Genomic DNA, 23,739 nt, shown 5'->3' on the forward strand with positions numbered 1-23,739 from the left:
ACCGCCGGTGGGGCCGAAGCGCCCGCGCGGCCGGGCGGGCGGGGCGCGGATGGTGACGGGCGCCGGCGGGAGAGGGCGCGCGGACGATCATGGCGAGGGCGCGCGAGGGGGGCGAAGGCCGCCCCCCCCAAAAAAAACATCAGGGCAGGACGCTGCGCGCGATCATGCAGTGAACACCCTTGGTCTGGTTCACCACCTGGGTGATGCGCAGATCGGCGGCGAGGGAGCAGAGCGAATAGGCGTCCTCGGGCGCCATCCCCGCCACCTCTCCCAGCCAGCGGATCATCACCCGCAGCGCCTTTTCGGCGGCCCGGTCGAGGTCGGGGTCGAGGCCCATGGCGATGAGATGGGTCGCGGTCTCGGCGCGGGGGGCCTCGAGGGTCAGGTCGCGGCGCAGGATGAATTCGAAGGTCCCGGTCAGCGAGGTCTCGATGGCAGTCACGCAGACCTCGCCGTCGCCCTGCACCGCATGGCCGTCGCCGCAGGAGAAATTGCCGCCCGGCACGAAGACCGGCAGGAACAGGGTGGCGCCCGGGACCAGCTCCTTCAGGTCGAGATTGCCGCCGAAGGCGCGGGGCACGAGGCTCGACACCCGCCCCCAGTTCGGCGGCGGGGCGACCCCCATCACCCCGAAGAACGGCGCGAGGGGCAGCTCTCCCCCCCAGGGCAGCGGCGCGATGCGGTTGTCCAGATCAAGCGGCATGTTCAGCACGCGCCCGGTCTGGAAATCGTCGGGCAGCGCGCCGGAGAGCGGGCGGATCATGTTCCAGCCCCAGTCGGTGCGCAGCTCGATCTCGCGGATCCGGATCTCCAGCACGTCGCCGGGCGCCGCCCCCTCCACCGCCACCGGGCCGGTGAGAATATGGCCGGGCAGCATCCGCTCGGCCCGCTCATGGATCGCGTGCATCTCGGGGGGGATGATGAACCCCTCGGGGGGGAGGTGGTCCGGACCGCCGGAGACGGTCTCGATGGTCACGATGTCGCCGGACGCGACGGTCAGCGCGGGGGGCGTGGTCGCATCCAGAAACCCCCAATGCACGGTTTCGGGCGTGGCGGTCAGGCGGTGTTCGGCCATGGGGAGCTCCGGCGGTTGGGGGGCGGTTGCGGAAAGGTCCGGACATCAGGCCCCGGCCCGCCCCCCGCGGTCAAGGCGCGCGGTTGACCCGGGGCCCGGGCGCGGGAAAGGGTGTGCGCGGAACAACATGCGAAGGGGACTTCCGGCATGACGGAGCTTTGGCAGGCGTCGGCCGCGGTGATCGCGGCGCGGGTGAAGGCGCGCGACACCAGCGCGCGCGAAGAGTGCGAGGCGGCGATCGCCCGGATGGCGGCGGCGAACCCCGCGCTGAACGCCGTGGTGGACGAGACCGCCGAGGCCGCGCTGGCCGAAGCCGACGCGGTGGATGCGCGGCTCGCGCGCGGCGAGGATCCGGGCCCGCTGGCGGGCGTGCCCTGCACGGTCAAGATGAACGTGGACTACAAGGGCCGGGCCACCACCAACGGGCTGCGCGTGCAGAAGGAGCTGATCGCGGGGCAGGACAACCCGGTGGTGGCGAACCTGCGCCGCGCGGGCGGGGTGGTGATCGGGCGGACCAACACGCCCGCCTTCTCGCTGCGCTGGTTCGCGAGGAATTCCCTGCACGGCACCACGCTGAACCCCCATGACCGGACCCTGACTCCGGGCGGATCCTCGGGCGGGGCCGGCTCGGCGGTCGCGGCCGGCATCGGCGCGGTGGCGCATGGTACGGACATTGCGGGTTCGATCCGCTACCCGGCCTATGCCTGCGGCGTGCACGGGCTGCGTCCGACGCTGGGGCGGGTGCCGGCGGCGAACCTGTCGGGGTCGGACCGCTCGGCCGGCGCGCAGCTGAACGCGGTCTCGGGGCCGCTCGCCCGGCGGATCGAGGACCTCCGGATCTCGCTCGCCGCCATGTCGGCCGAGGATCCGCGCGACCCGTGGTGGATGCCCGCGCCCCTGACCGGGGCGCCCGTGGCGAAGCGCGTGGCGCTCTGCCTCGCGCCCGACGGCATGAAGGTGGCGCCCGAGGTGACCGAGGCGCTGTTGGACGCCGCCAAGGCGCTGGAGGGCGCGGGCTATGTGGTCGAGGAGGTCGCGCCCCCGTCGATGGAGGACGCGGCGCGGGTCAACCTGACGCTGTGGATGCTGGATTTCTCGGTCGCGGCCACCCCGAAGCTGATGGCCGAGAACGACCCCGATTCGATCTTCGTCTCGACCCAGCTGATGAAGATCATCGCCGGCCAGGACCCGTTGAAGGCGTTGCAGGAGCGGATGACCCTGGTCCGCGCCTGGCAGCTCTGGCAGGAGGACTGGCCGCTACTCCTTTGCCCCATGTCGGGCGAGGCGCCGTTCGAAAACAACTCGGATGTGAAGTCCGAGGCCGATTTCGCCCGGATCCATGCCGCGCAGCTGACCCAGCTGGGGCTGCCCGCGATCGGCGTTCCGGCGCTCAGCGTCTCCACCGGGCGGCCGGGCAAGCCGATGGGCGTGCAGCTGGTGGGGCGGAAATACCGCGAGGACACGCTGCTCGACGCCGGCGCGGTGATCGAGGCGGCGCATCCGCCGATCCTGCCCGTCGATCCGTTCGCGGCCGGCTGAGGGGGCGCGGAGATGGCCGCCAAAACCGCGATCATCGGGCTCGGCATCATGGGCCGGCGGATGCTGGAGCATATGCGCCTGCACCCCGACTACGCCCCCGATTTCCTGTGGGACCCCTCGGCGGAGGCCTGCGCGGCCGCCGCCGAAATCCATCCGGAAGGGACGATCTTCGCCACCGCGCAGGAGGCGATGGCGGGGGCGGACCTCGTCTACCTCGCCTGCCCGCCCGCCCCGCGAAAAGCGCTGGCGCTGGAGGCGGCGGAGGCCGGGCGCGCGGTGTTTCTGGAGAAGCCGCTGGGGGTCGACGTGGCCGAAAGCGAGGATCTGGTCGCCCGGCTCGACGCGCTGGGAGCCCGGGCGGCGGTGAATTTCACCCAGGCCGCAGGCGCGGCGCTGACCGGGGTGGTCGCTTCGGCCCGGGCCGGGGAGCTCGGCCGGCTCGAGGGCGTCGACATCGTGGTCACCTACCCCGCCTGGCCGCGCGCCTGGCAGGTCGCCGCCGACTGGCTGCGCTTCCGGGCCGAAGGCGGCTATGTGCGCGAGGTGATCTCGCATTTCCTGTTCTTCTCGGAGCGGGTCCTGGGACCGCTGACGCTTGAGAGGGCGGTTCCGTCCTACCCCGCCGACCCCGAGCTCTGCGAAACGCATATGCTGGCCCGCCTGACCTCGGCGGATGGCGCCGTGGTGTCGGTGCTCGGCTCGGTCGGAGGCGCGCAGCCGGACCGGCAGCAGCTGACGGTAAAGGGGACCAAGGCCAGCCGGCGGATCGAGGATTTCTACCGGGATTCGGTCTCCACCGGCGGCGCGTTCGTCCCGGTGGGCGAGGAACCGGCGGACCCGCGGGCTTCGAGCCTCAAGGCCCAGCTCGACGATCTGTCGCGGATGATGAAGGGCGAGGCGCACCGGCTGGCGACCCCAGCCGAAGCGCTGCGGGTTCAGAAGCTGGTCGAGGCGATGCTGGCGGGAAAATAGGGGAGGGGGGGAAGGCGGGTTTGCACCCGCCCTACCTTCGCGGCGCTGAGGGGAGAGCGGGTGACCGCCCGCCCCCCCAAAAAATCACGCGGCGGCGGGTTCCATTCCGAAAACCTGACGGGCGAAGACCGGGTAGACGTCGGCGATGCGGCGCGCGACCGGGCCTCGGATCAGCGACAGGGTGTCGGCGTCGGGCGTCGGGGTCTCGGCCAGATGCGCGGGCATGTCGAACGCGAAGCCGGTGTTGTCGCGCACCTCCTCCAAAGTCACGCCGGGGTGGAGCGATTTCAGACGAAACCGCCCCGCCTCGCGCTGAAAGTCGAAGAGGCAGAGATTTGTAATGAGCGCGATCGGCCCGCCGGGGCGATGCACGCCGGGCTCGGACGTGCCGGGGGCGGAGATGAAGTCGACCTTCTCCACCAGCGTGCGGCGCGTGTGCTCCCACCGGAACAGGATCACCCGGGGCACGACGAAATAGAGATAGGCCGACCCGAAGGAGCCGGACCAGCGGACCTTCGTCTCCGGGTAGTCGCCGACGCCCACGAGGTTCACGTTGGCTCCGCCGTCGATCTGCCCGCCCGACAGGAAGAAGGCGTCCAGCCGCCCGCGGCCGGCGAGGTCGAAGAGCTCCCCCCCGCCATTGGTCCAGAACGTGGTCTTCCTGCTGCCGAGGATCGAGATTTTCGTGGCGCCCTTCGAGCGCTCATTGGCCAGCAGCGCCCCGGTCCCGGGAATCGGCGAGACCATGCCGACCGCCACATGGCGCGCCCCTTCCAGGAGGCCCGCGATGGCGGCGGCCTGGATTTCCTCGGGGCGGACGGGGGTCATTTCCGCGCTCATTCCGCCGCCTCCGCCCGGGCGCCGAGATGGGCCGAAAGCCAGTCCCGAAAACCCTCCTCGGTCCTCGCGGCGGCCATGTAGGCGCGCACGGCGTCGAGATCCGTCGGGCCATCGGCGGATTGCGGCCAGCAGGCGCCAGGTGCCTCGGCGATGGCGGCGACGTAGAAACCGGGGATGACGGCGGGGGCGAGGCTCTCGTCCTCCATCAGGTCGCCGTCGACGATGCGGTCCACGGTGGCGATGGTGATGTCCGCGGCGTGCGCCATGGTCAGCAGGTCGCGGTTGCGCCCGATCCAGATGTTGCCGTGACGGTCGGCCATGGGGGCGTGGAACATGGCGACGTCGGGATTGATCGCCTTGAGCAGGACCACCGGGTCGGCGCCGTCGGCGAAGGGATTTTCGATCACCTTCCAGTCGTCGCGATGGGTGATCAGGTCCGACCCGATGATGCCGCGCAGCGGCGCGAAGGGCTGGCCCTTGGCCCCGGCCTGAAGCGCCGCGTAGACCGCCGGGCAGGTCGCGTCGAGCACCTTGAGCGTGCCCGCCTTCACCGCCGCCGAAAAGCGCGGCGCGGCGCCGAGCTCGGACATGGACACGCCCGACGTCTCCACCGACGCCACGCAGCCGGCGCCCACCAGAATGTCGAGCATCATGCCCGAGGCCGGAAAGGCGCAGGTCGGAATGGTGACCATGCGCAGGCCGCGCACGCCGCGACGGACGAGTTCGAGGGTGACGGCCATCGGCACGTCGGTCTGCTCGCCCTTGGTGACGGCGATCCGGGCGCCGTCGGGGATCAGGGCCGCGAGGGCGGCGGGGTCGGCGAGTTGCTGAGCGGTCAAGGCGGATCCTCCGGGGCGTGTTTTCGAAGGCGCGGTTCCGGGCGCGCCGATTGGCGTCATCATAGCGCCGTTCGTCGGGGAACGCAGCGAAATCCTTCGCGCGTCCCTCGGGCCCGCGCATCGCATATGCGATGATCGCGGCGCCGGGGCGCGGCGGAAGCGGACCCGGCCCCCCTCGCGCTGCCCCTCGCGCCGCTTGCCAGTCCGGCCCGGCTGGGCTCTGCTGCCCGCAAAACAGCGGCGTGGCGAGCGGCCGGGCCCACAAGACCGGGGAGGAAACCGCATGAAAGACTATCGCGCCCGCGTCGCCGAGGCGGTGGCCGACGCCAATATCCCGAGCCTGCTGGCGATGCTGGTCCAGATGTCCGGCGAGCTGCGCTGGATGGAAGCGCCGTTCGCCGTCTCGCGCGGCTACGGCATCGACGAGAACGACGGCGGCGGGCTGGCGCCCGAAGCGGCGGCGGAGGTGCGCGCCGCGGCGGTGGAGGCGATCCTCGCCTGGAAGCGGACCGGCGCCGTCGCCCTCGAAACACCGGACGAGGCGATGCTGGTGCGGATGCTCTCCGCCTCGATGGGCGACCGGGTGCCGACGGAATACGGGCCGATGCTGGCCTATGACCTCGACATGGTGACGCGCTCCGCGGTCAGCCCCGAGCCGATGCGGCTGGATCCGCCCGCGGGGTTCCGCGTGCTGGTGATCGGCGCGGGCGCCGGGGGGATCTGCGCGGCGATCCGGCTGAAGGACGCGGGCGTGCCCTTCACCCTGGTCGAGCAGGCGGCGCGGGTCGGCGGCGTCTGGCAGGCCAACCGCTATCCGGGCGTGGGCGTCGACACCCCCAATCACCTCTATTCCTTCACCTTTGCAAATCATGACTGGACCCGCTGGTTCGTCTCGGGCGAAGAGCTGCGCGACTATCTGGAGGCGGTGGCGGACCGTTTCGCCCTCGCCCCCCACATGCGCCTGCGGACCCGGGTGCGGACCGCGCGCTGGGATGAGGCACGCCAGGTCTGGGATGTGGAGGTCGAAGGCCCGGACGGGATCGAGACCCTGACCGCCAATGTGGTCATCGCCGGGTCGGGCCTGTTCAATCCCCCGAAGAAGCCCGAGATCGAGGGATTGGAGACCTTCGGCGGCCCCTGCTTCCACACCGCCGAATGGCCCGAGGGAATCGACCTGAAGGGCAAGCGGGTCGCCGTCGTCGGCTCGGGCGCCAGCGCCATGCAGACCGTGCCGGCCATCGCGCCGGAGGTCGCGGCGCTCACCGTCTTCCAGCGCTCCCCCACCTGGGCGGTTCCGTTCGAAAAACTGGGGAAGGCCGCGCCCGAAAGCCAGCGGTTCCTTTTCGCCGAGGTGCCGCTCTACCGCGCCTGGTATCGGCTGCGGCTGAACTGGATCTGGTCGGACCGGCTGTTGCCGACGCTTCATGTCGACCCCGACTGGCCGCATCCGGAACGCTCGCTCAACCGCACCAACGACCGCTATCGACAGGTGTTCACCGACTACATCCTCGGCCAGATCGGCGACCGCCCGGACCTGATCCCGAAACTGGTCCCCACCTATCCGCCCTACGGAAAGCGCATCCTGCTAGACAACGGCTGGTATCGCACCGCGACCCGCGACAATGTGCGGATCGTGGACAATCCCATCGAAGCCATCGAGCCCGGCGCGGTGCGCGCCGCGGATGGCGAGCGGCACGAGGCCGACGTCCTGATCCTCGCCACCGGCTTCGACGTGCAGCGTTTCGTCTCGACATTCGAGACCTACGGGACGGGGGGCGTCTCGCTCCGCGACGCGTGGGGGGCGGACGAGGCGCGGGCCTATCTGGGCATGGCCGTGCCGGGATTCCCGAATTTCTTCTGCCTCTACGGCCCGAATTCCCAGACCGGCGCAGGCGGCAGCATCATCGCCATGCTTGAGAACCAGGTGCATTACGTGATGGAGGTGCTGTCGGCGATGCTGGCGGACGGCGTCGGCGCGGTGGAGTGCCGGCGGGAGGTGCATGACCGCTACAACGCCATGCTGGACGAGACGTTGCGCGACATGGTGTGGACCCATCCGGGCGTGAGCACCTATTACCGCAACGCCCGAGGCCGGGTGACGGTGAATTCCGGGATCCGCAAGCTGGATTACTGGGCGATGACGCGGACGGCCGACCTTGGCGACTACCATGTCGCCAGGCGGGCCGGGGCGGGCTGAGCCGCCGCAGGACGGCGGCGCGGCGGAGAAGGGGGGCGAATGATCGGCGGAGGACGGCGCAGAGGCGGCCGCGAGGCGGGTCCGCAAAAGGGTCCGCAAAAGGGTCCGCCGACGGGTCCGCCGACGGGGCGCGAAGACGCGCGTCCCCCGCGCCGCCGCGCCGCGCCTTACATTCCGCTTCCCATGCGGTATAAAAGCGGGATGAGCACCGTCGCGCTGCGCGCCTTCTCCGTCCATCTGCTGACCGCCACCGGGGCGGTGTTCGCCATGCTGGCGCTGCTCGCCGCGGTCGACGGGGCATGGAGCCGGATGTTCCTGTGGCTGGTGGTGGCCTTCGCGGTGGACGGAATCGACGGGCCGCTCGCGCGCAAATACGACGTGCGGACCCATGCGCCGCATATCGACGGCGCGACGCTCGACCTGATCATCGACTATCTGACTTACGTGTTCATCCCGGCCTACGCGCTCTTCCAGTCGGGGATCCTGCCCGGGGTCTGGGCCTGGGTGGCGCTGCTGGGAATCACCTTCTCCAGCGGGCTCTATTTCGCGGGCTCGTGGATGAAGACCGGGGACAACAGTTTTCAGGGCTTTCCGGGCTGCTGGAACATGGTGGTGCTGGTGCTGTTCGCGCTGACCCCCTCCACCGGCGTGATCATGGCGGTGATCACCGTGCTGGCCGCGGCGATGTTCGCGCCGCTGAAGTTCATCCACCCGGTGCGCACGGTGCGCTGGCGCCGGGCGTCGCTGACGGTGGCGGTGCTGTGGACCGGCTTCGCCGCCTGGGCCGCGCTCGCCGATTTCGCGCCGGGCGCTTTCGCCCAGGCGGGGATCGTGGCGACCAGCCTCTATCTGCTCGGCGCGGGCCTCGCCCAGCAGGTCACCGACCGCTTCCGGCGCTGAGCACGGGGGCGGACCGGGCGGCCGCCCGGCGTCCGAACTCAGCTTCAAAGTGACAATTGTCGCTGCGTCACCTCCCGCCAAAGATGTATGGAATCGGCTGTGCCAGCCCTGCGCCGGACCGGAGGCCGCGACCATGATCAGATTGAGCGCCACCCTCGGCGCGGTTCTTCTCGCCACCAGCGCCGCCTCCTCGGTCGAGGCGGCGATCTTTCCGTCCTTCGCCCCGCAGATGACCGCCCTGCGCACGACGCCGGCGGTGGCGCAGGCGCGCGCGGTTCTGGCGGAACGGCTCGACGCGCTCGCGGCCGGCGAGGGTGAGGCCGGAGTGGAGGGAGGGCTGGCCCAGTGGGGGAACTGGAACAACTGGACCAACTGGGGGAACTGGGGGAACTACTGACCCCGGCCGCCCACAGCCTTCGCCCCGCCGCGCGCATCGGGCTCGCGGTGCTGCAGCCGACGCCCTACTGCAACCTCGACTGCGCCTATTGCTACTTGCCCCACCGCGACGACCGCCGCGCGATGCGCGACGAGACGCTCGACGCCATCGGCCGCAACCTGCTGGCGAGCCCGCGCGCCGGCGGGCGGATCGATGTGGTGTGGCATGGCGGCGAGCCGATGACCCTGCGCCCCGCATGGTATGACCGCGCCTTCGCCCGGCTTGCCGCCGCGGCGCCCGGCGTCGCGATCCGGCACCGCTTCCAGACCAACGCGCTCGGGGTGAACGACGCCTGGATCGACCTCTGGCGACGCTGGGACGTGGCGCTCGGCGTCAGCCTCGATGGCCCGCAGGACCTGCATGACGCAGGGCGGCGCACCCGCGGCGGCGGCGGCAGCTTCGCGCCGGCGATGCGCGGGATCGCCCGGCTGCAGGCGGCGGGGTTGCGGTTCCAGGTCATCTGCGTGCTGGGCGCGCAGGCGCTGGGGCAACCGGACCGGATGCTGGACTTTTTCCTCGCCCACGACCTGCGCGATGTGGCGTTCAACGTGGAGGAGACGGAGGGCGCGCATCCGACCTCCAGCCTCGATACCCCCGACGCGCCCGCGGCTTACGCCCGCTTCCTCGCGCGCATCGCCCGCCGGATCCGGGCCGAGCGGCTGCGCTTCGCCTGCCGGGAGATCGAGGCGGTGCGCGGGCTCGCCGCCGCGACCCCGGAGGCGCGACGGGCGAACCCGCAGGCCGAGCCGCTGGCGATCGTGACGGTGGGGGTGGATGGGCGCATGTCCACCTTCTCGCCCGAACTGCTGGGCGCCCACGCGCCTGATTTCGACGATTTCGCCTTCGCCGACGTGCATCGCGACGGGCCGGACGCGATGCTCGCGAGCCCCGCCTACCGCCGCGCCGCCGCGCGGATCGAAGCGGGGATCGAGGCCTGCGCCCGCGGCTGCGCCTATTTCGACGTCTGCGGCGGCGGTGCGCCGGCCAACAAGTTCTTCGAGCTCGGCGCGATGGAGGGAACCGAGACGCTCTATTGCCGCCTCACACGCCAGGCGGCGCTCGACGGCGTGCTGGGCGCGCTGGAGGGCGCGGAGGCATGAGCCCGCCGGCCGAAAAGCTCCTGCGGATCTTGCGCATCGGCGTCGCCCTGCTGGCCGGCGCGGCGATCCTCGCGACGCTGCTGGTCGGCGCGGGCGGCGGCGGCGGCGAGGCGCTGACCGCGTTGCAGCGCGGGCTGATCCGCATCCCCGCCTGGGTGGTCGCCAGTTCGACCGGTCAGGACGCCGACGCCCTGCTGCGGGAGGGCGATCCGCCCGGCTTCCTCTATATCGAGACCCCGCAGCTCTACACGCGCGAGCGGCTGGTGAACGACCGGTTCCGGCAGGCGAACTGGCTGCGCGCCGTGCTCGACGAGACCGAGCGCGACGACGCCCGCTTCGCCGCCGCCACCGCGCGGGTGCGCCGCGCCACCGACGTGACCCTCGCCGCGGAGGCCGGGGCGAACGCGCCCGACGGGTCTGCCGCCACGCCGGGAGAACCCGCGCCGCCGGGCGCCCTCTCCCCGCGCGACCAGTTCCGAAATGTCTTCGATTTCCGCAGCGAGGTGCGCAACGAGCTGATGGACGCGCAGCTCGACGACGGCCATGACCTGGAGGGCAACACGCTCTACCGCCTGAATTTCAACGCGGTGGCGATGCCCTGGTCGGACCGGCGCGAGCCTCCGGGCTCCGCGGTCTTCATCGTCGAGGCGCGCAGCCCCCGGGCCCCGGAGGGGGCCGAGGCGCGGCTCGCCCATGCCCGCCAGAACCTGACCGACGACGCCCAGCTGCTGGAGGACTGGCGGCGCGAGATGCAGATCTTCCTGACCAACGTGGTCGATCTGCGCAGCGACGAATTCCGCCGCAGCGGGGCGCTGTTCAATCCGACCGATCCCAAGGAGGACGTGGCGCTCGACGTCTATCTGCGCCGCGAACTGATCGTGACCTTCCTCGACCTCGTCGCGGCGCAGATCGCTTTCGAGAACCCGCAGGCGTTCGCGCCGACGACGGCGCCCGGCCGCTGCGCGACCTGGCCCGAGAGCCTCGACGAGCGGCGGCAGTGCATCGCGGGCTGGGTGGACGAGCGCTGGGTGCTGGGGACCGAGGTGGTGAACCTGCCGCCGACGCTGCAGGGGGGGCTGCGCAAGGCGCTGGGGCAGGCGGACCGGATCAATCGAAAACTGTGGGCGCTCGACAACCCGCCGCGCGGCCCCGGGCCGGGACCCGGCGGGCCGCCCTCGCCGCCGGGGAACGCGGCGGGGACCGACGGCCAACCGCCCGATCCTGCGTCCGCGCCGCCCGGCCAGAGTTCGCCGGGATCCTCCGACGCGGAGCCTCCCCCGCCCGAATATCACGACCCGGGCATGAAACGCGCGCTGATCCGCCTGTTGCTGACCTATGAGGCGATCCGCGACGCCTGGGGCGACGACCTGCCCAAGGCCATGCTCCGCTTTCGCGAGGACGGCCGCCAACCCGACGCCATGGGCGCCGTCTTCGCCCGCTATGGCTCGCTGCTGTTCGGTCCCGAGGACGATGTGGAGGCCGCGCTCGTCGCCGGAGAGACGCGCCCGGGCTGCGGCGACCGGATCGGCGACCCCTGGGCCTACGGCGCCTGCGTCTTCCGCCATGAGCGGCTGGAGGACGATCTGCACGAGCTGATGACCCGTTTCATCCATGCGCGGGTCGGCGGCAGGCTGCAGGTCTACGGCGCGGGCTCTGCCAAGATCCTGGATTTTCTCGACGTCAGCCTGCGCGGCTGCAACCTGACCCGCTGTTCGCTCGTGGTCGACGCGCGGCGCCAGGCGCCGGCGGCGAAATCCGACCGCGACCGGCTCTGCGAGACGGAGGTCGACCGGATCCAGCCGGTCACCCCGGATTTCACCGAGCGCCGCACCGACATGATCCTCGGCTGCCGCCTGCGCGCCTGGCTCGACGACAACCGCAACGACCTGGCCGTCTACGCCATCGACCCGCGCGCCAGCGGCGAGGCGACCGCGCGCCAGGAGACCCGGTCGAGCGATCTCGCGGCGGGACTGGGGCGGGACGGCGTAGGGGTTGGGATCGGACGTCGCGACGTCGCCGACCGCGAAGCCACCCGGCTCGAGGCCTCGGTGATCGGCTTCTCCGAGATCGTGAGCGAGGGCGCGCCGCTGCCCAGCCCGAAATCGAGCGTCGTCTTCGGCTGGGTGGTGCGTCCGCTCAAGGCGGGCGACCAGTGGCAGCCGGCGTTCGAGCGGCTGTCGGCGGTGCTCTCGGCGCCGAGCTGGTGGAAACGCCTGGAATTCGAGGTCACCGCCTGCTGGGCGAAACCCGCGGTCGCGCGCGAGATGCAGGGGGCGCTGTTCGAAGCGCCCCGCGCGATCTGCGGGGAGGCCGCGCCGGGCGCCGAAGGGCTCGGCGGCGCGCGGCCGGCCCTGCGCCGCACGCTGCGCATCCAGCTGCCGCGGCGGGTCGAGGATGTGACCGACCGCTTCTCCTTCGACTTCATCAAGGCGCCCTATTTCGACAGCGCCTGGAACCGGAAGATCTCCAACCGCGCGCCGACCGGGCTCGAGGCCGGACGGCCCGGCGAGCTGGTGCTGCCGGGCGAACGGCTCTGGCGCGGAACGGTGGTCACGCTCGGCCAGCGCCCGGCCGAGAGCGTGCTGGTGCTGCCCAACATGAAGGGCGTGATCGCGCGCTTCGACTGCGTGCCGTTTCCGGCGGGCGAGGTCTCGTTCATTCCGCTCGCCGACCGGACGGCGCAGGTCGCCGACCGGACGGCGCAGGGCGAGGCGGCGCGCGATCGCGGGTCGGGCCGCGGCGGCCCGCCGCCGGTTCCCCATGCGATGGTGACCGTCTGGACGTCGGAGGGCAACACCGTGGAGGTTCCGGTGCTGATCCATCCCTTCGTGCAGCGGACGCCGGACGACATGCCATGCCGGATCGGGTCTCCCTGATCCCCGGATCCTCATCGCCAGGACCAACCTGCCCGACCGGCTGAGCGCGGGCGGCGGCAGGCGAGCCTACGTCCTGGGCGGCTCGGCGAGTTCGCGGTCCTGCTCGGGCACGTCGAGCGTGGACCACATCGCATCGCCCGAGGGCGGCGGCGGGGCCGCGCAGGCCCGGCGGTGAAGGTTCACCTTGGCGATGAAATGGGCGGAGATCGGCGCGGTCACGAACAGGAACGCCATGATCAGCAGCTCATGCAACGAGCCGTCGCCGAAGATGTAGCTGTGGATCATCGAGCCCAGCAACAGCGCCCCCACGCCGATGGTGCCGACCTTGGTCGGCGCATGCAGCCGGGTCATCGGATCGGCGAACTTCAAGAGCCCGATGGACGACACCAGCGCGAAGATCGCGCCGACCAGCAGGCACAGGGCGACGACGAGGACGCCGATGATTTCGAGATCGACGCTCATTCGATGATGTCTCCGCGCAGCACGAACCGGGCGTAGGCCACGGTCGACACGAAGCCGAGCATCGCGACCAGCAGCGAGACCTCGAAATAGATCTGCGTGCCCTGATGGACGCCCAGCAGCACGACAAGCCCGATCGAGTTGATCACCATGGTGTCGAGCGCGAGGATCCGGTCCCCGGTCGACGGGCCGATGACCAGCCGGATCATGGCCAGGATCTGGGCGATGGCGACGGCGGCGAAGGCCGCGACGAGGCTGATGTTCATGAGATCGACGGCGAGGCTCATAGGAAGATCTCCTTCAGACGGCGCTCATAGCGCTGTTTGATGTCGTCGCGCACCGCGTCGGCATCCTCGGCGTCGAGCGCATGGACCAGCAACGACCGGCCCCCGTCCGACAGATCCGCCGACACCGTCCCCGGCGTCAGCGTGATGGTGCCGGCGAGCACGGTGATCGCCTCGGGCTGCCGCAGATCGAGCGGCACCACCACCCAGATCGGGCGCAGGTTGGCGTTGGACCGGGTCAGAACGATCCAGGCGACCTGGATGTTCGCCACCATGATGTCCCAGATCACCAGCGCGACATAGGCGGCGAGCCGCGGCAGGTGAATGCGCTGCGGCCGGTCGGGCCACCAGCCGACGGTCATCCGCGGGATGACGATGCCGAGGATCAGCCCGAACACCGCCATTCCGGCGGTGAGGTCGTTCTGCAGCACGATCCACACCAGCGCGAGGATCAGCGTCAGGAGCGGGTGAGGCAGCAGCCGTCGCAGGAGCCTGCCCATGTCAGTGACCCTCCTCGGGTTCGCTCAGCTTGCCGGGCGTGTCCAGCACGGTCGCATAATACGGGGCCGGCGCGAAGAGCTGGGCGGCGGTGGCGGCCATGTAGGACTGGGCCGGTCCCGCGAAGACGGTATGCGCCGCGATCAGCGCCAGCAGCCCGCCGACCGCCACGTAGGAGAGCGCTGCGGGACGCGGCGGGGCCTCGCCCGACGCCGGCGCGAGGCTTTCGGCCTTCCAGAACACCACGCTGCCGGCGCGCGAGAAGCCCACGATGGCGACCAGGCTGGAGCAGAGCACGACCGCCCAGATCCAGACCGCGTGGGGCGAGGCGAAGGCGGCGTCGAGGATCAGCAGCTTGCCCACGAAGCCCGACAGCGGCGGCAGCCCCACCATGGCGATGGCGGCGGCGAAGAACAGCCCCGCGGTCATCGCCGCGCCCGCGACGGGCGGCTGGGCGGTCAGCGCCAGATCGGCCCGCGCGCCGCGCACCAGGTCGACGATCAGGAACAGCGCGCCGGCCGCCAGCGTCGAATGCACGACGTAATAAAGCGCCGCGGTGATCCCGGCTTCGGTGAACAGCGACGTCGCCACCATCACCATGCCCATCGAACCGATGACCGAGAACGCCGCCAGCCGGTTCAGCCGCCGCGCCGCCAGCACGCCGACCATGCCCACCGCGAGCGAGACCAGCGCGAAGGGCAGCAGCCAGGCGCCATGCAGGCCCGCGGTGGCCTCGAGATCGACCGGGAAGATCATCGTGTAGACCCGGATGATCGCGTAGGCGCCGACCTTGGTCATGATGGCGAAGAGGGCCGCGACCGGGCCCGGCGCTTCGGCGTAGCTCGACGGCAGCCAGAAATGCAGCGGGACGACGGCGGCCTTGATCGCGAAGACCAGCAGCAGCAGCACCGAGGCGATGCGGATCCCGGTGGTCGCATCCGCCCCGATCATCGCCGCCCGCTGCGCCAGATCGGCCATGTTGAGCGTGCCGGTCTCGGCGTAGATCGAGCCCAGCGCGAAGAGAAAGAGGGTCGAGCCCAGCAGGTTGAACAGCACGTATTGCACGCCGGCCCTGAGCCGCGGATTGCCGCCCGCATGAATCATCAACCCGTAGGACGCGATCAGCAGCACCTCGAAGAACACGAAGAGGTTGAAGAGGTCCCCGGTCAGGAACGCCCCCATGATGCCCATCAGCTGGAACTGGTAGAGCGCGTGGAAATGCTGCCCCCGCCGGTCCCAGCCCGAGCCGATGGCGTAGAGCAGCACGAAGAAGGCCAGCACCGAGGTCAGCAGCACCATCAGCGTCGACAGTCGGTCCGCCACCAGCACGATGCCGAAGGGCGCCGCCCAGTCGCTGAGCTGATAGAGCGTGATCGCGCCGTCCGACGCGGTCCAGGCGAGCCCGGCCGCCACCGCCATCAGCGCCACGACGCCCGCGACCGACAGCACCCGCTGGATGCCCGGATGATGCCGGGCCGCCAGCACGATGAACGGGGCCAGCATCGCGGGCAGCACGATCGGAACGATGATCCAGTGATTCATGCCGCGTCGCTCCGGGCCTTGCGCGCATCGCCTTCGTTGGGGTCTTCGGGGGGGTCTTCGGGGTCGTCCACGCGGTCGTCGGACCCGCCGAGGTAAGCGCCCAGCGCGATCATCACCACCACCGCGGTCATCCCGAAGGAGATCACGATGGCGGTCAGCACCAGCGCCTGCGGCAGCGGATCGGTATAGGTCTCGACACCGTCGAGCAGGATGGGCGAGGCGCCGACGGTCAGCCCGCCCGAGGCGAAGAGGAACACGTTCACCGCATAGGTGAGCATCGACATGCCCAGGATCACCGGGAAGGTGCGCTGGCGCAGCATCAGGTAAAGTCCGCCGGCGGTCAGGACGCCGATGGCCGTGGCGACGAGCAGTTCCATATCACGCCCCTCCCTGCGCTGCGCCCGGGACGGACGGCGAAGGCTCGCGGGACGGGTCGATATCCATGGGATGCTCGCTTTCAGGCATGTTGGCGCGCCGGGCCAGCCGCGAGAAGCTCTCCAGCGACAGCATCACCGCGCCCACCACCGCCAGGAACACGCCGAGATCGAAGGCCGCGGCGGTCGCCAGCTCGAATTTATGGAAGGGCGGGATCCGGACATAGGCGAAGGCCGAGGTCAGGAACGGCTTGTCGGCGAACCACGCCCCGATCCCGGTGAGGCCCGCCACCAGCACGCCCGCGCCGATGATGGCGTGATAGGGATAGCGCTGACGCTCCGACGCCCAGGCGAAGCCGCTCGCCATATACTGCATCACCACGCCGATGGAGACGACGAGCCCGGCGATGAAGCCGCCGCCCGGCTCGTTATGCCCGCGCAGGAAGATGTAGAAGCCGACCATCAGCACCACCGGCATCATCACCCGGGTCAGCACCACCATCATCGTGGGATGCATGTCGCCGGCCCGCGGCTGGTCGGGCTTGCGGTTGAGCAGGCGCGCGCGCACCGGGCCCGACAGCAGCGTCTCGGTCAGCGCGTAGATCAGCAGGGCTGCGATGCCGAGCACGATGATCTCGCCGAACGTGTCGAAGCCGCGGAAGTCGACCAGGATCACGTTGACCACATTGGTCCCGCCGCCGCCCGCATAGGAATTGGCGAGGTGGAACTCGGAGATCGACGGCGCCACCGCATCGCGCATCAGGTAGTGATAGGCGAGCCCGGTGGTCGCGAGCCCGCCCAGCGCGGCGACGCCCGCGTCGCGGGTCCGGCGCAGGGACGTGCTTTCCCTGGGCGTCCGGTTGGGCAGGAAGTTCAGCGCCAGCAGCAGCAGGATGATCGACACCACCTCCACCGTGATCTGCGTCATCGCGAGATCCGGGGCGCTGAGGAACACGAAGCCGATGGAGACCATCAGCCCGATGATCGCGATCAGGATCAGCGACAAGAGCCGGTCGCGATGCAGCGCCACCAGCGCGCAGGCGGCGACGATCAGCATCAGCCAGCCGGCGATGAAGGCCGGTCCCGCCGACTGCATCGCCCTGGTGGCGCCCGCATCGGCGCCGGTGGCCCATGCATAGAGCCCCGCCGCGACGATGACGACGGTGGCGATGGCCGCGTAGCGGGTGAAGGCGCCGTTATGGACCGGGTGGATGGCGCCGCGCGCCAGCGACGCCACGCCCGCGACGATCGCGTCGAAGATCACCTTCGCGTCCGGCCGCGGGGTCGCGTCCCAGAGGCGCAGCAACGGCTTGAACAGCGCGAGCATCAGCAGCCCGCCGGCGCCCGCGGCCATCGACATGTAAAGCGCGGGGACGACCCCATGCCAGATCTTGATATGCACGTCGGGCAGCGTCGCGGACTGCCCCAGCACCGCGCCGGTCACAAGCATCACCAGCGGCTCGGCCAGGAACGGCGCGACGCCGACCGCGACCACGATCGCCACCAGGATCGCGGGCGGCAGCCACATCCCCGCCCCCGGATCGTGGGGCCTGGCGGGATAGTCGTCGCGCACCGGGCCGAGGAACACATGCCCGATCAGCCGGAAGGAATAGGCGGCCGAGAACAGCGAGCCCAGAACCGCCAGCGCCGGGACCAGCAGCGGCCAGTCGAAGAGGAGGGTCCGGGTCGCTTCCTCCAGCATCATCTCCTTGGAGAGGAACCCGTTCAGCAGCGGAATGCCGGCCATCGACAGGGCGGCGAGCGTCGCGACCCCGAAGGTGATCGGCATCAGCCTGCGCAGGCCGCCCAGGCGGCGGATGTCGCGGGTATGCGCCTCGTGGTCGACGATCCCGGCCGACATGAACAGCGCCGCCTTGAAGGTGGCGTGGTTGAGGATGTGGAACACCGCCGCCATCGCCCCGAAGGCGGTGCCGGTTCCGAGCAGCATGGTGATCAGCCCCAGATGGCTGACGGTGGAGAAGGCCAGCAGCGCCTTCAGGTCATGCTTGAAGAAGGCGATGAACGCGCCCAGCACCATGGTGATCAGACCGGCGGTGGTGACGATGACGAACCATTCCGGCGTCCCCGCCAGCACCGGCCACATCCGCGCCATCAGGAAGATGCCCGCCTTCACCATGGTGGCGGAGTGCAGATAGGCCGAGACCGGCGTCGGCGCGGCCATCGCGCGCGGCAGCCAGAAGTGGAACGGGAACTGCGCCGATTTGGTGAAGCAGCCGAGCAGGATCAGGATCAGCGCCGGCAGGTAGAGCGGCGAGGCCTGGATCAGCGCGCGGTTTTGCAGGATCACGCTGAGATCGTAGCTGCCCGCGATATTGCCGAGGATCAGCATGCCGGCGATCATCGCGAGCCCGCCCAGCCCGGTGACGGTCAGCGCCATGCGCGCGCCCTGCCGCCCCTCGGGCAGGTGCTTCCAGTAGCCGATCAGCAGGAAGGACGAGAGCGAGGTCAGCTCCCAGAACACCAGCAGCAGCAAGATGTTGTCGCTCAGCACGATCCCCACCATCGCGCCCTGGAACAGGAGCAGATAGGTGAAGAACTCGCCCATGTTGTCTTCGCGCGAGAGATAGGCGCGGGCATAGGCGATGATCAGCAGCCCGATGCCGAGGATCAGCGTGGCGAAGAAGAACCCCAGCCCGTCGAGCATCAGGGTGACGTTGAGCCCGAGCAGCGGGATCCAGTCCAGCCGCGCGGTCAGCACCTCTCCGGCGAAGACCGCGGGAGCGTTGGTCATCAGGCCGATGAAGGCGGCGAGGGTGACGGTGAAGGTGACCCCGGCGCAGGCGCTGCGCCCGGCGGCGTTCATCAGGCCGGGCAGCAGCGCGCCGAGGAACGGCAGGAGGACGACGATGAAAAGGGACAAGGGCGCTCCTGAACTGCTGCCGCGACGGTCGGGTCCTATGTGCGGGAAAGCGCGTCGCGGCTCAAGAGTGACCGACCCGATCCTTCGGGGCGCCGCTCACGTCCCGATCAACTTTTCCTCAGCGCGGCGCGGTTCCGGAGCGCGGCGCGGTCCGGTTCGCCTGCAGACCGCCCCGGGCGAGCCTGCGGTTCGACGGACATCGTTCGTGACCCTCGCGCCGGCGTAGGGCGTGCGAAAGATGCGCCGGGATCCGCCCTCGCCCGGCCCGAGGGCGGCGGGCGGGGGGCGGCGGGCGGGGGCGCGCCGGCTCAGAGGGTCAGCGCCACCCGGCCGATGGCCTCGCGCCCGGTGACCAGTGCCATCGCCTCGCGGAACTGCGCGAGCGGCAGGGTCGCGTGCATCCGCGGCTTGATCCGGTCCTCGCCCCACCACGCGATCAGCTGGGCCACGCCCGAGCGGTAGAGCGGCGCGAAGCGGGCGCGCTCATCGACCACGCCCCAGCCGACATACTGGCCCATGTTCAGCCCGCAGACCGAAATGTTCTTGAGCAGCAGGATGTTGGACGGCACCTGCGCGATGTCGCCGCCCACGAAGCCGATCACCACCAGCCGCCCGTCATCCGCAAGGCAGCGCAAGCTCTGATGCAGCACGTCGCCGCCGACGGTGTCGTAGACCACGTCGACGCCCCGCCCGGCGGTCGCCTCGGCCACGTAGTCGCGGAAATTCACCTGGGTCGAGTCGATCACATGATCCGCGCCATTGGCCCGCCAATAGGCGGCCTTGGCCTCGCCGCGGACCACGGCGAAGGTCTCGCAGCCCATGACGCGGGCGATCTCCATCGCCGGCAACCCGACCCCGCCGGCGGCGCCGTGGACCATGACCTTGTCGCCGGGCCTGATCTTCGCCCGCCAGACCAGCCCGCCATAGGCGGTCATCCACGACATCGGGATCGGCACGCCCTCTTCCATCGGCTTGCCCCCGGGGATCTCGAACACATGGCGGGCATGGACCACCACCTGCTCGGCATAGCCGCCGAAATCGAGCACCGCGCAGACCCGCTGCCCGGGGCGGAAGCCCGATTCCGCGCCCGCCTCCAGCACCTCGCCCGCCACTTCGGCGCCCGGCGCGAAGGGGACGGACAACTTGCGCTGGTATTTTCCCGCCACCATCAGCGTCGTCGCCCAGCTGACGCCCGACACCTTGATGCCGATCCGCACCTCCTCCGGTCCCGGGGCGCCGGGGACGGGAACCTGCTTCAGCTCGAGGTCGTCATAGTCGCGATAGCTCTCGCAGATCACCGCGCGCATGGTCTCGGTCATCGTCTCACCCTCAGATCGCACGGTCGCGGCCTTCCCAGAAACGGTCGCGGATCACGCGCTTCAGCACCTTGCCGACCGGACTGCGCGGCAGATCTTCCCAGAACTCGTAGCGTTTGGGGGTGTTGACGCCCGACAGCCGCTCCCGCGCCCAGCCCCGCAGGGTTTCCGCATCGAGCGCGGCCCCTGGGGCGAGCTGGATCACCGCGGTCAGCGCCTCGCCCCAACGTTCGTCCGGCGTGCCGATCACCGCGCAATCCTGGATGGCGGGGTGGCCGAGCAGCACTTTCTCGACCTCGCCGGGATAGATGTTGAACCCGCCCGAGATCACCATGTCCCGCTTGCGGTCCACCAGATAGTAGAACCCGTCCGCGTCGCGCCGCCCCAGATCGCCGGTATGGTGCCAGCCATGGGCGAAGGTCTCGGCGGTCGCCTCGGGGTTGTCGAGATAGCCGTCCATCACCTGGTTGGAGCGGACCACGATCTCGCCGATCTCGTCGTCGGGCAGCAGCGTCCCGTCCGGCCCCATGATCGCCAGCAGCGTGAACGGCCCCGGCCGCCCCGCGGCGGCGAGGCGATGGGCGAGCGCGGGGTCGCGGGCGGCCTCCGCATAATCCTTCGGCCCCATCCAGGTGACCGACATGGCGACCTCGGACTGGGCGTAGAACTGGGCGAAGCAGGGGCCGAAGATATCGATGGCCCGCCTGATCTTTTCCGGCGACATCGGCGCCGCGGCGAACATGAAGTGGCGCAGGCTGGCATAGTCGAAGTAGCGGACCTTGGGGTGGTCCAGCATCGCGTAGATCACCGTCGGCGGCAGCATCAGCTCGGTGATCCGCTCGGCCTCGATCAGCTCCATGATCCGCTCGGGGTCCGCCTTGCGGATCAGCCGGACCGACCCGCCGAGCAGCATCACCGGCGGGATCAGCCCCCCCGCCGCATGGGTCATGGGCGCGGCCAGCAGATAGCGCGGCGGGGTCTGCGCGGCCCAGAGCACCGCATAGGCGGCGGCGTTGATCTCATGCGAGAGATACGTGTGCGGCACCCCCTTGGGCCGCCCCGTGGTGCCGCCGGTGAAGGCGAGCCGGTAGCCGGCGCCGCGGTCGTTCATCGCCGCGGGCGGGGGGATCGGGGCGCCGTCGTCGCCCTCGATCAGCGCGGGCAGGCCCGGGCGCCCCGCGTCGTCGCGGTCGATGCAAAGGCCCGCCTCCAGCGTCGCCCCCTGCGCGATCCACGCCGCCGCTTCGTCCGCATGGTCGGAATGGTAGAGCAGCAGCTTCGGCCGGGTCAGATCGAGGTTCCCGAGGTTCTCCTCGAAGGTCGAGCGGGGGTTGAGCGGCGCCCACACCGCCTCCGCCCGGCCGAGGCCGAGGCAGGCGACATAGCCCCAGGCGTCGTTGGGCGTGATCACCGCCACCGGGTCGCCGGGGGCCACGCCCAGCGCCTTCAGGGCGCGCGCGATGGCATGGGTCGCCGCCTGCGCCTCGCGATAGGTGATCGTGCGGTCGTCGTCCGACAGGCACGGGGCGTGAGGCGCGAGCATCGCCCCACGGTCGAGGAAATCGATCACGCGCATGATGCCGCTTCCACCCTGGTGTTTTTTCGTGTTCCGCTGTGCAGCACTAAGGACCGCATAGGCTCCGGTCAATTGGACTCTCGGGCGGCGGTCGGCTGGCCCCTGCGCCGCCGATGCTCTATCCGGGGGCGGAGCGCCGCTTCCGCGGGGCCCGAGGGATTTCATGCTGCGCATCCTGCACACCTCCGACCTGCATCTGGGAAAGCGCTTCGGGCGGATGCCCGAGGCGCTGCGCGGACGGCTGACCGAAGCGCGGCATGGCGCGCTGGAACGCCTCGCCGCCGCCGCGCGGGCGTCGGGGGCGGCGCATGTGCTGGTGGCGGGGGATCTGTTCGACGCCGAGACCCCCGCCCCCGCCACGCTCCGCCAGGGCTTCCAGGCCATGGCGGCGGACCCCGCGATCGCTTGGGTGATCCTGCCGGGCAATCATGACTCGCTGGCCGCCGACGAACTCTGGACCCGCGCCGCCGCCGAGGCGCCGCCCAATGTCCGCCTGGCGCTGCGCCCCGAACCCATCGCGCTTGCGCCTGGCGTGGTGGTCCTGCCCGCCCCCTGCCCCTCCCGCCGCCCCGGCCGGGATCTGGCGGAGTGGATGGATGGCGCGGCGACGCCGCCGGGCGCGCTGCGGATCGGGCTTGCCCATGGCGCGGTGAACGCGTTCGGCGAAGAAGGCGCGACCGACGTGCTGGCCCCGGACCGGGCGCGCCGCGCGGGGCTCGACTACCTCGCGCTCGGCGACTGGCACGGCCAGGTCCGCATCGACGCCCGCACCTGGTATTCCGGCGCGCCCGAGCCCGACCGGTTTCTGCATCGCGGGCCCGGGCAGGCGCTGGCCGTCGCCCTGCCCGGCCCCGGCGCCGAGCCGCAGGTCGCCCCGGTGGAGACCGGAGAATTCGCCTGGTCGACGGTCGAGCTGGGCTTGCTCCCCGGCGAGGATTTCGCCGCCCGCCTCCTCGCCGCCCTGCCCGAGCCCGCGCGCCGCCGCCGGACCCTGCTGCGCGTCGAGGCCTCGGGCCGCGCCCGCCTGCCCGAACGCGCGGCCCTGCTCGCCGCCGCCGAGCATGCCGCGCCCGACTTCGCCTTCGCCGAGATCCGGGCCGAGGGCCTGGCATTGGAGCCCGAAGTCGCCGACCTCGACGCCATCGACCGCGCCGGCGCGCTTCGCGACGCGGCCGAGTTGTTGTTGGATGAGGCCCGCGACCCGGCCCGGCCGGCGCCCGAGCGCGCCGCGGCCGCCACGGCGCTCGCCCGCCTGCACGCCTACGCCACCGAAGACGCCGGGTCGGAGGACGCCGCATGATCCTGCGCGCGCTTCGGCTGGGAAATGTGCGCCGCTTCGCCGGGCGCGGCGTGGCGATCGAGGGGATCGGCGACGGGGTCAACGTGCTTGCGGCGCCGAACGAGGAGGGGAAATCCACCTGCTTCGACGCCCTGCAGGCGCTGATTTTTCAGGCCCATACCGGGCAGCCGGCGGCGGTGAAGTCGTTGCGCCCCCATTCGGGCGGAAACCCATTGGTCGAGGCGGATCTGGAATTTTCGGACGGGACCTTCCGGGTGACGAAACGCTGGCTCGGCGCGAAACGGGCGCTGATCCATGACGCGGGAACCGGCCGGCTGGTGGCGCAAGGCGATGACGCGGAGGCCTGGCTCGCCGCCCGCCTGCCCGGCGGCGCGCGGGGCCCGGCGGGGCTTTTGTGGGTGGCGCAGGGCGCCGCGGAGATGGGGAGCGCGGATCGCGGGGCGCGCGAGGACGCGCTCGCCGCCGTCGCCGGAGAGGTCGAGGCGCTGACCGGCGGACGCCGCATGGTCCGCGCGCTGGCCCGCTGCGAGGCCGAGCTGAGCGCGCTGGTCACCGCCACCGGCCGCCCCAAGGCCGGGGGCGACTACGCCCGCGCGCTGGAAGCGGCGGACCGCCATGAGGCGGAGGCGGAGGCGCTGTCGGCCCGCGTCGCGGCCCTGCGCGACACGCTCGCCCGGCGCCGTGCGGACCGCGCCCGGCTCGCCGCGCTGCTCGACCCCGAAGCCGCGGCCCGGC

20 protein-coding genes are annotated in these 23,739 nt (G+C 71.0%); 9 read left to right on the forward strand and 11 right to left on the reverse strand.

Going from position 1 to position 23,739, the window contains the following annotated elements; genetic code table 11:
* Positions 1 to 139: 139 nt before the first annotated feature.
* Positions 140 to 1,075, reverse strand: a complete 936-nt coding sequence (locus ACTB72_RS05000; protein ID WP_463035884.1) for an acetamidase/formamidase family protein — start codon at positions 1,073 to 1,075, stop codon at positions 140 to 142.
* Between the two features lie 147 nt (positions 1,076 to 1,222).
* On the opposite strand from ACTB72_RS05000, the gene ACTB72_RS05005 reads away from it, so the two are divergent.
* Positions 1,223 to 2,614, forward strand: a complete 1,392-nt coding sequence (locus ACTB72_RS05005) for an amidase (RefSeq protein WP_463035885.1) — start codon at positions 1,223 to 1,225, stop codon at positions 2,612 to 2,614.
* A 12-nt stretch (positions 2,615 to 2,626) separates the two neighbouring features.
* Positions 2,627 to 3,586 carry a Gfo/Idh/MocA family protein gene (locus ACTB72_RS05010; protein WP_463035886.1) on the forward strand — a complete coding sequence of 320 codons (960 nt, stop codon included), beginning with the start codon at positions 2,627 to 2,629 and terminating at the stop codon, positions 3,584 to 3,586.
* 84 nt (positions 3,587 to 3,670) lie between these two features.
* On the opposite strand, the gene ACTB72_RS05015 is transcribed toward ACTB72_RS05010, so the two are convergent.
* Together ACTB72_RS05015 and ACTB72_RS05020 are read right to left on the reverse strand one after the other, a co-directional pair.
* Positions 3,671 to 4,414 carry a CoA-transferase gene (locus ACTB72_RS05015; protein WP_463035887.1) on the reverse strand — a complete coding sequence of 248 codons (744 nt, stop codon included), beginning with the start codon at positions 4,412 to 4,414 and terminating at the stop codon, positions 3,671 to 3,673.
* An 8-nt stretch (positions 4,415 to 4,422) separates the two neighbouring features.
* Positions 4,423 to 5,265: a CoA transferase subunit A gene (locus ACTB72_RS05020; RefSeq protein ID WP_463035888.1), complete on the reverse strand. Its 843-nt coding sequence runs from the start codon at positions 5,263 to 5,265 to the stop codon at positions 4,423 to 4,425.
* A 283-nt stretch (positions 5,266 to 5,548) separates the two neighbouring features.
* Here ACTB72_RS05020 and ACTB72_RS05025 point away from each other — a divergent pair, with 283 nt between their 5' ends.
* The 5 genes from ACTB72_RS05025 (at position 5,549) to ACTB72_RS05045 (ending at position 12,774) form a co-directional block, all read left to right on the forward strand.
* Entirely contained in the window at positions 5,549 to 7,462 is a 1,914-nt protein-coding gene (locus ACTB72_RS05025; protein ID WP_463035889.1) for a flavin-containing monooxygenase, read from the forward strand.
* 201 nt (positions 7,463 to 7,663) lie between these two features.
* The gene (locus ACTB72_RS05030; protein ID WP_463035890.1) at positions 7,664 to 8,362 is read left to right on the forward strand and encodes a CDP-alcohol phosphatidyltransferase family protein; all 699 of its coding nucleotides are present in this window, start codon (positions 7,664 to 7,666) and stop codon (positions 8,360 to 8,362) included.
* Between the two features lie 133 nt (positions 8,363 to 8,495).
* On the forward strand, positions 8,496 to 8,759 hold the full coding sequence (locus ACTB72_RS05035) for a hypothetical protein (protein ID WP_463035891.1): 264 nt from the start codon (positions 8,496 to 8,498) through the stop codon (positions 8,757 to 8,759).
* Positions 8,708 to 9,898: a cyclophane-forming radical SAM/SPASM peptide maturase GrrM/OscB gene (gene grrM, locus ACTB72_RS05040; protein WP_463035892.1), complete on the forward strand. Its 1,191-nt coding sequence runs from the start codon at positions 8,708 to 8,710 to the stop codon at positions 9,896 to 9,898. The genes ACTB72_RS05035 and grrM overlap by 52 nt, the downstream gene beginning before the upstream one ends.
* Positions 9,895 to 12,774 (forward strand): hypothetical protein, encoded by a 2,880-nt coding sequence (locus ACTB72_RS05045; RefSeq protein WP_463035893.1) that lies wholly within the window; start codon positions 9,895 to 9,897, stop codon positions 12,772 to 12,774. Before grrM ends, ACTB72_RS05045 begins: the two co-directional genes overlap by 4 nt.
* Positions 12,775 to 12,840: 66 nt before the next feature.
* Here ACTB72_RS05045 and ACTB72_RS05050 read toward each other — a convergent pair whose 3' ends face one another.
* From ACTB72_RS05050 to ACTB72_RS05085, 8 genes are all read right to left on the reverse strand, one after another.
* A complete protein-coding gene (locus ACTB72_RS05050) occupies positions 12,841 to 13,236 on the reverse strand; it encodes a Na+/H+ antiporter subunit G (RefSeq protein WP_463035894.1) in 396 nt (131 codons plus the stop codon).
* Positions 13,233 to 13,520, reverse strand: a complete 288-nt coding sequence (locus ACTB72_RS05055; RefSeq protein WP_463035895.1) for a K+/H+ antiporter subunit F — start codon at positions 13,518 to 13,520, stop codon at positions 13,233 to 13,235. Before ACTB72_RS05055 ends, ACTB72_RS05050 begins: the two co-directional genes overlap by 4 nt.
* Positions 13,517 to 14,017 (reverse strand): Na+/H+ antiporter subunit E, encoded by a 501-nt coding sequence (locus ACTB72_RS05060; protein WP_463035896.1) that lies wholly within the window; start codon positions 14,015 to 14,017, stop codon positions 13,517 to 13,519. The genes ACTB72_RS05055 and ACTB72_RS05060 overlap by 4 nt, the downstream gene beginning before the upstream one ends.
* A 1-nt stretch (position 14,018) precedes the next feature.
* A complete protein-coding gene (locus tag ACTB72_RS05065; protein ID WP_463035897.1) occupies positions 14,019 to 15,557 on the reverse strand; it encodes a monovalent cation/H+ antiporter subunit D in 1,539 nt (512 codons plus the stop codon).
* Positions 15,554 to 15,934, reverse strand: a complete 381-nt coding sequence (locus ACTB72_RS05070; RefSeq protein ID WP_463035898.1) for a Na+/H+ antiporter subunit C — start codon at positions 15,932 to 15,934, stop codon at positions 15,554 to 15,556. The genes ACTB72_RS05065 and ACTB72_RS05070 overlap by 4 nt, the downstream gene beginning before the upstream one ends.
* A gap of 1 nt (position 15,935) precedes the next feature.
* Positions 15,936 to 18,812 (reverse strand): monovalent cation/H+ antiporter subunit A, encoded by a 2,877-nt coding sequence (locus tag ACTB72_RS05075; protein ID WP_463035899.1) that lies wholly within the window; start codon positions 18,810 to 18,812, stop codon positions 15,936 to 15,938.
* Positions 18,813 to 19,120: 308 nt separating this feature from the next.
* Positions 19,121 to 20,131: an NADPH:quinone oxidoreductase family protein gene (locus ACTB72_RS05080; RefSeq protein WP_463035900.1), complete on the reverse strand. Its 1,011-nt coding sequence runs from the start codon at positions 20,129 to 20,131 to the stop codon at positions 19,121 to 19,123.
* A 10-nt stretch (positions 20,132 to 20,141) separates the two neighbouring features.
* Positions 20,142 to 21,704, reverse strand: a complete 1,563-nt coding sequence (locus ACTB72_RS05085) for an AMP-binding protein (protein WP_463035901.1) — start codon at positions 21,702 to 21,704, stop codon at positions 20,142 to 20,144.
* A gap of 163 nt (positions 21,705 to 21,867) precedes the next feature.
* Here ACTB72_RS05085 and ACTB72_RS05090 point away from each other — a divergent pair, with 163 nt between their 5' ends.
* A complete protein-coding gene (locus tag ACTB72_RS05090) occupies positions 21,868 to 23,004 on the forward strand; it encodes a metallophosphoesterase family protein (RefSeq protein WP_463035902.1) in 1,137 nt (378 codons plus the stop codon).
* The coding region (locus ACTB72_RS05095; RefSeq protein ID WP_463035903.1) for an AAA family ATPase at positions 23,001 to 23,739 on the forward strand (739 nt) is incomplete at its 3' end. The genes ACTB72_RS05090 and ACTB72_RS05095, both read left to right, overlap by 4 nt.

It is taken from the genome of Albimonas sp., from assembly GCF_055129145.1.